Here is a 13,698-nt window from a genome sequence, read left to right on the forward strand (position 1 = left end):
GGGGGTGAGAGGGGGCGGGCGCAGCGGGTGGTCAGCCCGTGACGGGGCGGGTCAGCCCTTGGTCGCGCCTGCCGTCATCCCGGCGACGAGGTGACGCTGGGCGAAGAGGAAGAAGAACGCCGCGGGGATGGCGATGAGGATGGAAGCGGCGCTCATCGCACCCCAGTTGGAGGTGTACTGGGTGACGAAGGTCTGCAGTCCGCCGGCCAGGGTGAGGTGTTCGTCGCCGACCATGAAGGCGGAGGCGTACGCGACTTCGCCCCAGGCGGTGATGAAGGCGTAGAAGCCGGTGACCGCGAGGCCGGGTTTGGCCAGCGGGAGGATGAGGCGCCAGAAGGTGCCGAAGGGGTTGAGTCCGTCGACCCGGCCGGATTCGTCGATCTCGATCGGGATCGTGTCGAAGAAGCCCTTCATCATCCAGGCGCAGAACGGCACGGCGATGGTGAGGTAGGTGATCACGAGGCCGAGCGGCTGGTTCAGCAGTCCGAGCTGTCCCATGAGGTTGTAGAGCGGGACGATGAGGATGGCCATCGGGAACATCTGGGTGATGAGCAGGGTCCACATCAGCGGCTTCATTCCGGGGAACTTGAAGCGGCTGACGGCGTATCCGGTGGTGGCGGCGATGAACACCCCGAGGACGGTGGTGATGCCGGCGACCAGGACGGAGTTGCCGAACCAGGTGAGGAAGGAGGTCGACTCCGCGAGGTAGCGGTAGTTGTCGAGGGTCGGTTCCTTCACGAAGTCCGTGGTGATGGCGTGCTTCGCGGGCTTGAGGGAGGTGAGCAGGACCCACAGCACCGGGAAGATGGCGATCACCGACGCGATGGCCAGGGTGGCGTGCAGACCGGCGGAGGCGAGCGGGGAGCGCTTGCCGCGCGGGCGGACGGAAGCCGCCGTGGCGGACGTCCTGGGACTGGCGTTCGTCGTCACGGTCACCACACCTCTCCCTGCTTGCGCAGCGAGCGCCGGTAGACCAGCGCGAAGATCATGAGCAGCAGGAGGATCAGTACGCCCCAGGTCGCCGAGACGGCGAAGTCGCGCGGGCTCGTCACGAACGCCTCCCGGAAGGCCTGGGTCACCAGGATCTCGGTGGCGTCTCCGGGACCGCCCCGGGTGAGCAGGAAGATCACCGGGAACATGTTGAAGGTCCAGATGGTGGAGAGCAGGATCACGGTCATGCTGACCGAGCGCAGCCCCGGCAGGGTGATGTGGCGGAACCGCTGCCAGGGTCGGGCCCCGTCCATCTCGGCGGCCTCGTAGAGCTCGCCGGGGATCGACTGCATGCCGCCGAGCAGGGCGACCATCATGAAGGGGACGCCGAGCCAGACGTTGACGGCGATGACCGCGATCTTGGCCCAGTTCGGGTCGTCGAGCCACGGGACGGCGGAGATGCCGCCGCCTTCGAGGATCTTGTTGAGGATGCCGTTGTCGCGGTTGAAGAGGAACCGCCAGGCGAAGACGGAGACGAATCCGGGAACGGCCCAGGGCAGGATGAGCGCCATCCGGTAGGCGGCGCGGCCCTTGAACTCGCGGTTGAGCAGGGTGGCGAGGCCGAGGCCGAGCGCGAAGGTGATCGACACGCAGGCGACGGTCCACAGCACCGTCCACACCAGCCGCTGCAGGAACACCGGGTCGGCGAGGACGGCGGCGTAGTTGTCGAGTCCGACGAACTCGTACGTCGCCTCGATGTGGTTGGCGCCGATGGTGCGGCCGACGTTGCGCTCGGTGGCGTCGGTCAGCGACAGGTAGACGCCGCGCACGAGCGGCCAGCCGATGATCACGCCGAGCACGAGCACCACGGGGGTGATCATGGCCCAGGCGTACCAGTGGGTGGCCAGGGCCCGCTTCAGCCCGGGGCCGGCGGAGCGCTTCCCGCCGTCGGTCCTGCTGTCAGTCCTGCGGCTACGGCCGCGGGCGGCGTTGTCGGCATCCTGACCGACCTCGCTGCCCGCGGCCTTCGCCACCGACTGGCTGGTGTGAGCAGCCATGGTTCGTTACTTCCAGCCCTTGAGGATCTTGCGGAATTCGACGCCGGCCGCCTTGGCCGCGTCCTCAGGGCTCGACGCCCCGGTGATCGCCTTGGTGTATTCGACCTTGAGCGGCTCGAAGAGGGAGCCGTTCTCCGGGATCCAGGCGCGCTCGACGGCCTTGTCCACGGCCGGCTTGAAGAACTGGACCATCTCGTTCGACTTGACGTCGGGCTGCTCGTAGGCGGCGGTCCGGGTCGGGAGCAGGCTCAGGTCCTTGGTGGACTGCACCTGGACCTCCTGGGAGGTCATGTAGTCGACGAAGGCGTTCGCCGCGGCGATGTTCTTGGAGCCCGCGTAGACGGCGAGGTCGTGGCCGCCCTGCGGGGCGCCCGCCTTGACGGAGCCGGCCGGGACCGCGGCGACGCCGAGGTTGGTCTTGTCCTTGAACTGGTCGCCCGCCAGGCTGTCGGCCACGGCCCAGGGGCCGTTGATCATCATCGCGGCCTCGCCCGTCTTGAAGGCGGTCTGCATGTTGACCCAGCCGTCGGTGGCGTTGGTGATCGCCGCACCCGAGGTGACCAGGTCACGAGCGGCCTTGAAGGCCTTGACGCCCGCCGCGTTGTCGACGGTGACCGTCTTGGTCTTCGCGTCGACGAGGTCGCCGCCCTCTCCGTAGATGAGGGGGAGGAACCAGTAGGAGTCGTCGCCGCGCAGGTAGAGGCCGGCCTTGCCGCTCTTGGCCTTGATGGCGGCGGCGGCGGTCTTGACCTCCTCCAGGGTCTTGGGAGGCTGGACGCCGGCGTCGGCGAGCATCTTCTTGTTGTAGAAGAGGCCGAGGCTGTCGATGACCTGCGGGACGGCGTAGGTCTTGCCCTCGTACTTGCCGCTCGCGGCGGCCTGGGGCAGGAATTCGGCGTCGATCTTCTTGGCCGTGTCCGCCGGCACCTCGGCGAGGTAGCCGAGCGAGGCGAAGTCGGCGACCCAGCCGACGTCGGCGCGGATCACATCGGGGGCCTCGGAGCCGCTGCTGAAGGCGTTCTTGACCTTGTTCTGCGCGTCGCCGTAGGGGACGTTGACGTACTTGACGGTCACCTTGGGGTGCTTGGCGGTGAACGCCTCTGCGATCTTCTGGAAGGACGCCTTTTCGGCGTCGTTCGAGGTGTCCCACCACGTGACCGTGCCGGAGAGCTCTCCGTCGGCCTTGGCGCCGTCGCCGGCGTCCTTGGTGTCACCGCCGCAAGCCGTCGCCGCGAGCGCCAGAGCCGCGACCAGCGCGGTGGCCGCTATGCCACGCCGCATATGAACTCCTTCGATGATCCCGGCCGCGCCTCGCGGTCCCGAGTTGCCGAGAACGTAACAAGCCTGAAAGCCGACCGAAAGACCTTGCGGCAAATTTCTGCAAGAACGGTTGATCGTTACATCTGCGTGTCCGTACGGTTGCCGCAGCTTGCTGTTAGTTCGAACCCTCTTCGACTGTCCGGGCCCGCAACCAGGGGGTGTGTACGCGCGTTGACCCGATATGACCCACGAGTTGACCGCCTCCCGGCTTGCAAGTACTTCCAGCAAGGCCGCCACGAGCGGCGACTGGTGGCGCGATGCCGTCATCTATCAGGTGTACGTACGCTCCTTCGCCGACAGCGACGGCGACGGCGTCGGGGACCTGCGCGGGGTCCGCGAGCGGCTGCCCCACCTGGCCCGGCTCGGCGTCGACGCGGTGTGGCTGACCCCCTTCTACGCCTCCCCGCAAGCGGACGGCGGCTACGACGTCGCCGACTACCGGGCGGTCGACCCGCTCTTCGGGGACCTCTCCGACGCCGACGACCTCATCCGCGCCGCACACGCGCTGGGGCTGCGGATCATCGTGGACGTGGTCCCGAACCACACCTCCGAGCAGCACGCCTGGTTCCGGGCGGCGCTCGCCGGGGAGCCGGGGGCCCGGGAGCGCTACCACTTCCACCCGGGCCTGGGGCCCGCCGGGGAGCTCCCGCCCAACGACTGGGAGTCCGTCTTCGGCGGGCCGGCCTGGACCCGGACCCCCGACGGCGCCTGGTACCTGCACCTCTTCGCCCCCGAGCAGCCCGACCTGAACTGGGAGGAGCCCGGGGTCGCCGAGGAGTTCGCCGCCGTTCTGCGGTTCTGGCTCGACCTCGGCGTCGACGGCTTCCGGGTGGACGTGGCCCACGGCATGGTCAAGGCACCGGGCCTGCCGGACATCGGCCGCGGCGCGCAGGCCAGCCTCATCGGCACCGAGCCTCTCCCCTTCTTCGACCAGGACGGCGTCCACGAGATCCACCGCTCCTGGCGGCGGCTCCTCGATTCCTACGAGGTGCCGCGCATCGGGGTCGCCGAGGCCTGGGCGCCCACCTCCGAGCGGCTCGCGCTGTACGTCCGTCCCGACGAACTGCACCAGGCCTTCAACTTCCGCTTCCTGAACTGCCCGTGGGACACCGTCGCGCTGCGGACCGTCATCGACGAGTCCCTGGCCGCCACCGCCTCCGTGGGCGCCCCCACCACCTGGGTGCTGTCCAACCACGACGTCGTGCGGCACCGCACCCGCTACGGCAGCCTGGCCCGGGCGCGGGCGGCCGCGCTGCTGATGCTGGCCCTGCCCGGATCGGCGTACGTCTACCAGGGCGAGGAGCTGGGCCTGCCCGAGGTGAGCGACCTTCCGGACGCCGTCCGCCAGGACCCGGCCTTCATCCGCAGCGCCGGGCAGGACGGGCTGCGCGACGGCTGCCGCGTACCGCTCCCCTGGTCCGGCGCGGAGCCTCCGTACGACTTCGGGCCGGCCGGCAGCTGGCTTCCGCAACCGGCCGACTGGGCCGGGCTCAGCGTGACCGCGCAGACCGGCGATCCGCACTCCACCCTGGAGCTCTACCGCGCCGCCCTGGAGCTGCGCCGCGCGATGCCGGGCCTCGGGGCTCCGGAGGCGGGGCTGCCCGGACCGGCGGCCGGCCCCGCGTCGGACGGCCCTGCCGCCGACCCCACGGCGGACACCCCTGCGGACACCCCTGCGGACACCGGCGCGGACGCCGACGTGGACACAGGGGTGGACACCGGGGTGGACACCGCCTCCGACGCCGGCATGCGGTGGCTGCCCGCGCCGGAGGGGGCGCTGCTCTTCACCCGTCCCGGCTTCGCGTGCACGCTCAACACCCGGTCCGTTCCGCTCGAACTGCCCTCGCCCGGACGCCCCGTCCTGTCCAGTGCTCCGGTCGAGACGGACGGGCGGACCGTCCGTCTTCCCCCGGATTCGTGCACCTGGTGGGCTTTGTAGCGTGCGACCGGTACAGTCCAATCCCGTGACCGCACGGCTAGCCGACATCGCAGCCCAGGCGGGGGTCAGCGAAGCCACAGTCAGCCGCGTGCTCAACGGCAAGCCCGGTGTGGCCGCAGGCACCCGTGAATCCGTGCTGGCCGCCCTCGACGTCCTCGGCTACGAACGCCCCGTACGGCTGCGCCAGCGCAGCGCGGGACTCGTCGGCCTGATAACTCCCGAGCTCGACAACCCCATCTTCCCGGCGCTCGCCCAGGTCATCGGCCAGGCGCTGACCCGGCAGGGGTACACGCCGGTGCTGGCCACGCAGACGCCGGGCGGGTCCACCGAGGACGAGCTGACGGAGATGCTGGTCGACCGCGGGGTCTCCGGGATCATCTTCGTCTCCGGACTGCACGCGGACACCACGGCCGACATGGGCCGCTACGACCAACTCCGCGGCCAGGGCGTCCCGTACGTCCTCATCAACGGCTTCTCCGACAAGGTGCGGGCCCCCTTCGTCTCCCCCGACGACCGGGCCGCGATGCAGCTCGCGGTGACCCATCTGACGGCGCTCGGGCACACCCGGATCGGGCTGGCCGTCGGGCCCAAGCGGTTCGTGCCGGTGCTCCGCAAGATCGAGGGTTTCCGGCTGGGCATGAAGGAGCGCCTCGGACTCACCGAGGACGAGGTCGAGGAGCTCATCCAGCACTCCCTCTACACGCTGGAGGGCGGCCAGGCCGCCGCGGCGGCGCTCATCTCGCGCGGCTGCACGGCGGTGGTGTGCGCGAGCGACATGATGGCGCTCGGTGCGATCCGGGCGGCCCGGCAGCAGGGGCTCAAGGTTCCGCAGGACGTGTCGGTGGTCGGGTTCGACGACTCCCCGCTCATAGCGTTCACGGATCCGCCGCTGACCACCATCCGCCAGCCCGTGCAGGCCATGGGCCAGGCCGCGGTACGGACCCTGCTGGAGGAGATCGGCGGTACGCCGGCCCCGCACAGCGAGTTCGTCTTCCTGCCCGAGCTGGTGGTCCGCGGTTCGACCGCTTCGGGCCCGCAGCAGGGCCGGGGCCCCGCGCGCCCCTGAGGCAGCCCAAGGGCTTCCGGCCCCTGAGGTTCCCGTGCTCCTTGTGCCTCCCGAACCCTTAGGGGAGCCCGGCCGCGGGTCGTCCGAGAGGCGGAGAGGCTGCGGCCAAGACCGTCCCGAGGGATGATCGGAGGCGTGTCCGCATCTGGCAGACTCTTTTCCTATGGGTGAAGCGAGCGTGAAGACACTGGATACCCGGACGGACGTCTCGTCACCCCCCGTGGCCGAGAGCCAGGACCGCCCGGAGTCGTCCGAGCGTGCGCTGCTCTCCAGGCTGCGCGTGCCCCGGCGCCCCCGGATCTGGTTCGAGGTCCTGCTGATCCTGGTCAGCTACTGGACGTACTCGCTGATCCGCAACGCCGTGCCCGAGCAGAAGGCGGCCGCGCTCGCGAACGCCGACTGGATCTGGAAGGTCGAGCAGACCCTCGGCATCGCCGTGGAGCAGAGCGTCAACCACGCCGTGAACTCGGTGACGTGGCTGGTGGTCGGCATGAACTACTACTACGCCACGCTCCACTTCGTCATGACCATCGGCGTCCTGGTCTGGATCTACCGCTTTCATCCCGGGCGTTACGCGGCCACCCGCCTGATCCTCTTCGCCACCACGGGCGTGGCCCTGGTCGGCTACTACTTCTACCCGCTCGCGCCGCCCCGGCTGATGAACGGGCAGGGTTTGGACGGGCGGGGCTTCGTGGACACGGTGCTGGTCCACCACACCTGGGGCTCCATGGCCTCGGGCAACCTCAAGCACATGTCGAACCAGTACGCGGCCATGCCCTCGATGCACATAGGGTGGTCGCTCTGGTGCGGGCTGACGATCTTCGCGGTCGCCTCCGCCCCCTGGGCCCGGATCCTGGGCCTGCTCTACCCGACGGCGACACTGATCGTGATCGTGTCCACCGCCAACCACTTCTGGCTCGACGCCGTCGGCGGCATGCTCTGCCTGGCCTTCGGCTACGGCGTCTCCCGCGCCTGGTACGGCTCGCTGCCGCACCGGCTGCCGCGCCGGCCCGAGGAGACCGGCCGCCACCCGGTGGCGGCGGCCGTGCTGAACCATCCGGCGCTGAGCCGCTTCCGGCGCTGAGCGCGCGGGGCGCGCTCCTCACGGCTCCCTGTGGGTGATCCGGCCGCCCGACATGGTGAGCCGGACCGGCGCCCCTGCCAGCTCGTCCGCCGCGGCGTCCACCGGATCCAGGCCGAAGGCGGTCAGGTCCGCCCGGAACCCGGGCGCGATCCGGCCCGCCACCGCTTCCTCCCCCGCCGCCAGCGCGGCGTGCGAGGTCATGCCCTCCAGTGCCATCAGCCCGCTCAGGGCCGCCCCGGTCCAGGCCCCCGTACCGGCCGAGGCCGCCCCGCGCGGGCTGCGGGCGGTGGCGAGGATCTGGCGGGCGTCGTACTGGGCGATCGGCCAGTCCGAGCCCAGCGCGAGCACCGCGCCGGCCTCGCGCAGGTCCCGGCAGCGCCAGGCGCGGCCGGCCCGCTCCTCCCCCAGCCGCTTGGACCACTCGTCGCTGTGGTCGGCCCGGGTGTACGCGGTGTGCGGCGGCTGCATGGAGGCGATCACCCCGAGCTCCGCGAACCGCTTCAGCTGGCCGTCCGGGACCGTCTCGATGTGCTCGATCCGGTGCCGCATCCGGGCCCGCGCGCCCAGTGACTGCACGGTGTCCAGGACGTGCCGTACCGCCGCGTCGCCGATGGCGTGGGTCGCGGTGCGCACGCCGGCCGCGTCGAGGACCCGTACCGCCTCGGCGTACGCGTGCGGGTCGGGCCAGAAGGCGTCCGTGCCCCGGCCGTGGCAGTCGGCGTGCTCGAGCCAGGCGGTGCCCCCCTCGACCGTGCCGTCCATGAAGAACTTGACCCCGCCGACCTTCCAGTGGCGGCCCAGGAGCCGTTGCAGCCCGATCAGCTCCTCCAGGTCGGCCGTGGTGGCGCCCGGCATGCACCAGGGCGAGAGGTTCAGCCGCAGCGGCAGGTCGCCCTCGTACTCCGCGGTCGCCAGCAGGGCCGGTACGTCCCCGTCGCCGAGGTCCATGACGTGCGCACCGGTCAGGCCCGTGGCGGCCATGTCGCTGAGCAGTCCCGTGAGGCGCTCCCGGCGCTCGGTGTACGCGGGCTTCGGCGCGAGCGAGCCGACCAGGGCCATCGCGGCGTGTTCGACGAGGTGGCCGGTGGGGCGCCCGTCGGGATCGCAGACGATCTCGGAGCGCTGGGTGAAGGTGCGCGGGCCGGTGATCCCGGCGGCGGCCAGGGCCGCGCCGGAGGCGAGGGCGGAGTGGCCGTCGTAGAGGCGCAGGAAGGCGGGGGCGCCGGCGAGGGCCTCCTCGACCAGGGCCTTGTCGAGGGGGCGGCCGCCGAAGGCGTTGTGGTCGAGGCCGAAGCCGGTGACCCAGCCGCCGGGGCCCCGGTCGGCGGTGCGCAGGGCGGCGCGGAGCTGGTCGAGGTCGGTGACGGCGGAGAGGTCCGTGCCGCCTGCCATCTCGATGCCCCAGACGGGGTGACTGTGGGCGTCGGTGAGGCCGGGGGTGAGGGTGGCGCCGGCGAGGTCGATGGTTTCGGTGCCGGGGCCGCGCCAGTCGCGGACGTCGGCCTCGTCTCCGACGGCGACGATGTCGCCGCCGAGGACGGCTACCGCGCGGGCCTCGGGGCGGGCGGGGTCGAGGGTGCGGACGCGGGCTCCGGTGAGGACGGTGTCGGCAGCGGGCACGGCTGGTGTTCTCCTTCGGGGGCGGGTTCTTCGGCGAAGCGGGCGTAGACGTCCGGCCGGTGGGTCTTCAGGCGCTGGGCGAGGAGGAGCCCGGCCAGGAAGACGGCGGGGACGAGGGCCACGAGGACGGTGTTGACGGTGGTGGAGGCCATGGTGAAGAGGCCGACATTGGAGACGACCAGGCAGATCGCGACGGCCAGCAGCACGGCGGCGGTGACGGGCGCGATCAGGGTCCGCCAGGGCCCCTCGTCGTGCCGGACGCGGCGGAAGTAGACGGGTACGGCGATGGCGGCGAGCAGCATCAGCGCCATGAGGCCGATCATGCCGGGGGTGTTCACCCAGAGCAGGAGCTGCTGGTAGGGGTCGGCTCCGGCGAGGGCGAAGCCGAGGACGATGACGGCGCCCAGGGCGCTCTGGGCGAGGCCGGCGAGGTACGGGGAGCCGTGGCGGGGGTGGATCCGGCCGAGGGAGGCGGGCAGGACGCCCTCCTCGGAGAGGGCTAGCACGTAGCGGTTGATGGCGTTGTGGAAGGCGAGGAGGGAGGCGATGACGCTGGTGACGATGAAGAGGTGCATCAGGTCGGCCGCCCAGGGGCCCACGTAGGTGCTGATGGCGGTGAAGAAGAGGCCTGCCGGATCCTGGGCGGCGACGGTGAGGACCTCCTCGGAGCCGAAGGCCTGGATGACGGTCCACACGATGAAGGCGTAGAAGAGGCCGAGGAAGGCGACGGCGATGTAGGTGGCGCGCGGAACGGTGCGGTCGGGGTCGCGGGCTTCGCGGCGGTAGATGACGGTGGACTCGAACCCGGTGAACGCGGCGAAGGCGAAGGCCAGGACGGCGGCGGTGCCGGGGACGAGTACCGCGCCGGGAGCGAAGGAGCCGGCGGACAGTCCGTGGGCGCCGCCCTCGATGAGCACTCCGGCGGCCAGCAGGACGAGTATTCCGGTCTCGGCGACGAGCAGGACGCCGAGGAGTTTGGCGCCGAAGTCGATGGAGCGGTAGCCGCCGTACCAGACGAGGGCGAGGCCGGCGAGGGAGACGGGCAGCCAGGGGACGTCGAGGCCGGCCAGGGAGTGGGCGGTGTCGGCGGTGGTGGTGCCGAGGAGGCCGTAGACGCCGATCTCCATGCCGTTGTAGCCGATGAGGGCGAGCAGGGCGGCGCCGATGCCGACGCGCTTGCCGAGGCCGCGGGCGATGTACGCGTAGAAGGCGCCGCCGCTGCGGACGTGGCGGCTCATGGTGGTGAAGCCGACGGCGAAGACGGTGAGGGTCAGGCCCGCGAGGAGATAGCCGGCGGGGGCGCCGATGCCGCCGAGGAGGATCGCGACGGGGGCGACACCGGCCATGACGGTGAGGGGGGCGGCGGCGGAGACGACGAAGAAGGAGATGTCGGCGGTGCCGAGGGTGGCGCGGCGGAGGGTGGGCCCGCCGGCCGGGGCGCCGTCCGCTGCGGGCCTGGTTGCTTCGGGCCCGGCTGCTGGGGGCCCGGCTGTTGCGGGTCTGGCTGCGGTCGGGTCCGGCGGCGTTTCGGGCATGCGGGAGCACCCTTCTGCGAACGGCAGGCGGCAGGGACGCGAAAACCTAAAGGCTTTCGGTTTGCGGCAATGTAGCCTCCGGTTTTGGCGTACGGGAAGACCTGACGGCGGGAGAAATACGATGGCGCGGCCACGCACCCCACTGCTCGACCTGGAGCGGATCGGGGCTGCCGCCCTGCAACTGCTCGCGGAGCAGGGCGAGTTCAGCGTGCCGCAGATCGCGCGGACACTCGGGGTGCAGACCGGTTCGCTGTATCACCACGTGGACGGCCGAGCCGGGGTGATCGAGCTGATACGGGAGCGGGTGTGCGCCGGGATCGACGGCGGGGCGCTGGCCGCGGAGCCCTGGGACGCGGCGCTGGAGGCCTGGGCCCGCTCCTACCGGGCGGCCTTCGCCGCCTATCCGCGCGCCATCCCGCTGTTGATGACCACCCCGGTACGGGCGCCCGCGGTGCTCGCGCAGTACGAGCAGGCGGTGGCGCTGCTGCTGGGGGCCGGCTTCCGCGTGGAGCGGGTGATGCCGCTGCTGACGGGCCTGGAGAACCTGGTCCTGGGCTCGGCCCTGGACCTCGCGGCCCCTGACGCCATGTGGGAGCCGACCCCGCGGACCCCGCTGCTGGCGCAGGCGCTGGCCGCGCAGGGCCCCGCCGGACCGGGGCGCGCGGAGGCCGCCTTCGAGGTCGGCCTGGCGGCGTTCCTGGCGTACGCCAGGACCCTGCGGGGCGGTGCGGAGGCCGGCTGATTCGCGCAGTGTGGCCCGTCGCGCAGTGTGGCCCGTCGCGCAGGCCGGCCGGCTCCGGGGACGGCACTAGAGCGCCGCCGCCTCCGTCAACTGCACAGCCTCCGCCTTCGTCCTGTCGTAGGCCTCGCGGGCCTCCTGTACCGCCTCCATGCGCAGGCCGGTCCAATGGGCGAGGGCCCGCACCCGCTCGGCGGCCTCGCGGCCCAGCGGGGTCAGCGAGTAGTCGACGCGGGGCGGGATGACCGGTTTGGCGTCGCGGTGCACGAACCCGTCGCGCTCCAGCGTCTGGAGGGTCTGGGCCAGCATCTTCTCGCTGACCTTGGCGACCGAGCCGATGTTCCGGCGCAGCTCGCTGAACCGGTACGCGCGGTCGAGCAGGGCGTCCAGCACCAGGACGCCCCAGCGGCTGGTGACGTGCTCCAGGACGAGCCGGTGCGGGCACATGGCCTCGGCCCGGGTCCACTTCTCACTTACTCCCACGCCAGTACCTTACTTCAAAGTTGGTACTGCCTTTTCGTTAGCGCCCGTCGTACGGTGAGTGCACAAGCCCGGAAACGGGAAGTCCCGCAGCCCGGAAGCCCCGGCAGCGGGAAGCAATACCAGGGAGTCAGTCACCATGAGCATCGTCGTCACCGGAGCCACCGGAGCACTCGGCCGTCTCGTCATCGACGAGCTGCTCGCCGAGGGGTCCCCGCCGGGGAGATCGCCGCCGTAGTCCGCGACAAGGCGAAGGCCGCCCCGCTCGCCGCCCTGGGCGTAGAGCTGCGCATCGCCGACTACAGCGCGCCCGAGACGCTCGCCGGGGCCTTCCGCGCCGGCGACCGGGTGCTGATGATCTCCGGCAGCGAGGTCGGCCGCCGGGTGGCCCAGCACGCCGCCGTGATCGACGCGGCGAAGGAGGCCGGGGTGGCGCAGCTCGCCTACACCGGCATCCTGGGCGGGCCCGAAGCGGACTTCGAGCTGGCCGCCGAGCACCGGGCCACCGAGGAGCTGGTCCTCGCCTCGGGTCTGCCGTACACCTTCCTGCGCAACGGCTGGTACACCGAGAACCACACCGGCAACCTGGCGCCGGTGCTCGCACACGGAGCGGTCCTCTCCAACGCGGGCGAGGGCCGGGTGGCCTCGGCGGCGCGGGCCGACTACGCGGCGGCGGCCGCCGCGGTGGTGGCCGGGGAGGGCCACCTCGGCAAGGCGTACGAGCTCAGCGGCGACGTGGCCTGGTCCTTCGCGGAGTACGCGGCGGCCGTGGCGGCGGCCTCCGGGCAGGAGATCGCGTACCACCCGGTGACCCCCGAGGCCCACCTCGCCGTGCTGACCGGCGCCGGGGTCCCGGCCCCGTTCGCCGAGATCCTGGTCGACGTGGACCTGGCCGTCGAGCGCGGCCGGCTGGCCGGCACCTCCGGCGACCTCGCCCGGCTGATCGGCCGCCCGACCACGCCGATGGCGCGGACGGTCACCGAGGCCGTGGCGGCCGTACGCAGCGCGGGCTGAGCCCGAGCCGATCGGCCCCCTCCCGGGGGCCGATCACGCGCCGCGTGCCGAGCGGCGGGACAATGGGGCGAGGAACGCATCTGCCGTCGCGGAGAGGCGGGACGTCGTGGTGGCGTACATAGCCGTGACCGCCCTGAGCCATGTGGGGCTGGTCCGCGAGCACAACGAGGACAGCCTGGTCGTCGGGCCGTGGACGCTGTGCGGGACCACGACCCAGAGCCCCCAGACGCTCCTGTTCCCCCTCGGCAGACCGCTCGTCGTCGCGGTGGCCGACGGGCTGGGCGGGCAGCCGGCCGGCGAGGTCGCCAGCGAGCTGGTCGTCCGCGAGCTGTCGCTGCTCGGCCCCTCGCTGGACGGCGCCCCGGCCATCGAGGACGCGCTGAACCGCTGCAACCTCGCGGTGCACTCGGCCACGGAGGGCCGCCCGGAACTGGTGGGCATGGGGACCACGATCGCCGGCACCCTGATCACGGCGGAGTCGCTGCTGTCGTTCAACGTCGGCGACAGCAAGGTGTACCACGCGGCCCCCGAGGGGCTGCGGCAGGTCAGCGTGGACGACAGCCCGCCGCCACTGCCGGGGCACCGCACCACGTCGGCCGTGACGCAGACGCTCGGCGGAACCCGCGTGCACCACGTCCTGACCCCTCATGTGGCGACGCTCCCGCTGTCCATGGGCGACCGCTACCTGGTGTGCAGCGACGGCCTGACCGACCCGGTGCCCGACGAGGCCATCAACGAGGTGCTCCGGGTGCACGACGACGGCAAGGCCGCGTTCGAGCTGTGGAAGGCCGCCATCGAGGCCGGCGGCCCCGACAACATCAGCCTCGCACTGGTACGCATCGGCGGGTAGGTGGCGAACTGCCGGCGCCGCCCGGCAGCTCGCGTACGGCCGGCAGGCATCCGCCGCCGGCCG

11 protein-coding genes and 1 pseudogene are annotated in these 13,698 nt (G+C 71.8%); 6 read left to right on the forward strand and 6 right to left on the reverse strand.

The genetic code is table 11. The features are described from left to right. Window positions 1–51 precede the first annotated feature (51 nt). The 3 genes from OTB20_RS10405 to OTB20_RS10415 are packed head-to-tail and all read right to left on the reverse strand — an operon-like array spanning window position 52 to window position 3,269. Complete coding sequence (locus OTB20_RS10405; RefSeq protein WP_267816626.1) at window positions 52–936, reverse strand: sugar ABC transporter permease; 885 nt, start codon at window positions 934–936, stop codon at window positions 52–54. Then, on the reverse strand, window positions 933–1,988 hold the full coding sequence (locus tag OTB20_RS10410) for a carbohydrate ABC transporter permease (protein ID WP_267816628.1): 1,056 nt from the start codon (window positions 1,986–1,988) through the stop codon (window positions 933–935). The genes OTB20_RS10405 and OTB20_RS10410 overlap by 4 nt, the downstream gene beginning before the upstream one ends. Before the next feature lie 6 nt (window positions 1,989–1,994). Then, window positions 1,995–3,269, reverse strand: a complete 1,275-nt coding sequence (locus tag OTB20_RS10415; protein WP_267757810.1) for an extracellular solute-binding protein — start codon at window positions 3,267–3,269, stop codon at window positions 1,995–1,997. A 220-nt stretch (window positions 3,270–3,489) separates the two neighbouring features. On the opposite strand from OTB20_RS10415, the gene OTB20_RS10420 reads away from it, so the two are divergent. The 3 genes from OTB20_RS10420 (at window position 3,490) to OTB20_RS10430 (ending at window position 7,397) form a co-directional block, all read left to right on the forward strand. Further along, window positions 3,490–5,247, forward strand: coding sequence for an alpha-amylase family glycosyl hydrolase (locus OTB20_RS10420; protein ID WP_267816630.1), 1,758 nt, complete (start codon window positions 3,490–3,492; stop codon window positions 5,245–5,247). A gap of 25 nt (window positions 5,248–5,272) precedes the next feature. Further along, window positions 5,273–6,313 carry a LacI family DNA-binding transcriptional regulator gene (locus OTB20_RS10425; protein WP_267757813.1) on the forward strand — a complete coding sequence of 347 codons (1,041 nt, stop codon included), beginning with the start codon at window positions 5,273–5,275 and terminating at the stop codon, window positions 6,311–6,313. A 163-nt stretch (window positions 6,314–6,476) separates the two neighbouring features. Continuing rightward, window positions 6,477–7,397 (forward strand): phosphatase PAP2 family protein, encoded by a 921-nt coding sequence (locus tag OTB20_RS10430; protein ID WP_267816631.1) that lies wholly within the window; start codon window positions 6,477–6,479, stop codon window positions 7,395–7,397. A gap of 18 nt (window positions 7,398–7,415) precedes the next feature. Here OTB20_RS10430 and OTB20_RS10435 read toward each other — a convergent pair whose 3' ends face one another. Beyond that, window positions 7,416–9,017 carry an amidohydrolase gene (locus OTB20_RS10435; RefSeq protein ID WP_267816633.1) on the reverse strand — a complete coding sequence of 534 codons (1,602 nt, stop codon included), beginning with the start codon at window positions 9,015–9,017 and terminating at the stop codon, window positions 7,416–7,418. After that, window positions 8,939–10,552, reverse strand: coding sequence for an APC family permease (locus OTB20_RS10440; protein ID WP_267816635.1), 1,614 nt, complete (start codon window positions 10,550–10,552; stop codon window positions 8,939–8,941). Before OTB20_RS10440 ends, OTB20_RS10435 begins: the two co-directional genes overlap by 79 nt. 121 nt (window positions 10,553–10,673) lie before the next feature. Here OTB20_RS10440 and OTB20_RS10445 point away from each other — a divergent pair, with 121 nt between their 5' ends. Continuing rightward, on the forward strand, window positions 10,674–11,294 hold the full coding sequence (locus tag OTB20_RS10445) for a TetR/AcrR family transcriptional regulator C-terminal domain-containing protein (protein WP_267816636.1): 621 nt from the start codon (window positions 10,674–10,676) through the stop codon (window positions 11,292–11,294). A gap of 66 nt (window positions 11,295–11,360) precedes the next feature. Here the strand turns inward: OTB20_RS10445 and OTB20_RS10450 are convergent, their stop codons facing one another. Continuing rightward, the gene (locus tag OTB20_RS10450; protein ID WP_267816708.1) at window positions 11,361–11,738 is read right to left on the reverse strand and encodes a winged helix-turn-helix transcriptional regulator; all 378 of its coding nucleotides are present in this window, start codon (window positions 11,736–11,738) and stop codon (window positions 11,361–11,363) included. A 172-nt stretch (window positions 11,739–11,910) separates the two neighbouring features. Between OTB20_RS10450 and OTB20_RS10455 the strand changes: the two are divergent. Both OTB20_RS10455 and OTB20_RS10460 read left to right on the forward strand, forming a co-directional pair. Next, window positions 11,911–12,785 (forward strand): annotated as a pseudogene (locus tag OTB20_RS10455) (NAD(P)H-binding protein). A gap of 109 nt (window positions 12,786–12,894) precedes the next feature. Further along, window positions 12,895–13,635, forward strand: coding sequence for a PP2C family protein-serine/threonine phosphatase (locus OTB20_RS10460; protein ID WP_267816710.1), 741 nt, complete (start codon window positions 12,895–12,897; stop codon window positions 13,633–13,635). The last annotated feature ends 63 nt before the right edge of the window (window positions 13,636–13,698 follow it).

Source organism: Streptomyces sp. H27-H1 (assembly GCF_026627445.1).
GTDB lineage: Bacteria > Actinomycetota > Actinomycetes > Streptomycetales > Streptomycetaceae > Streptomyces.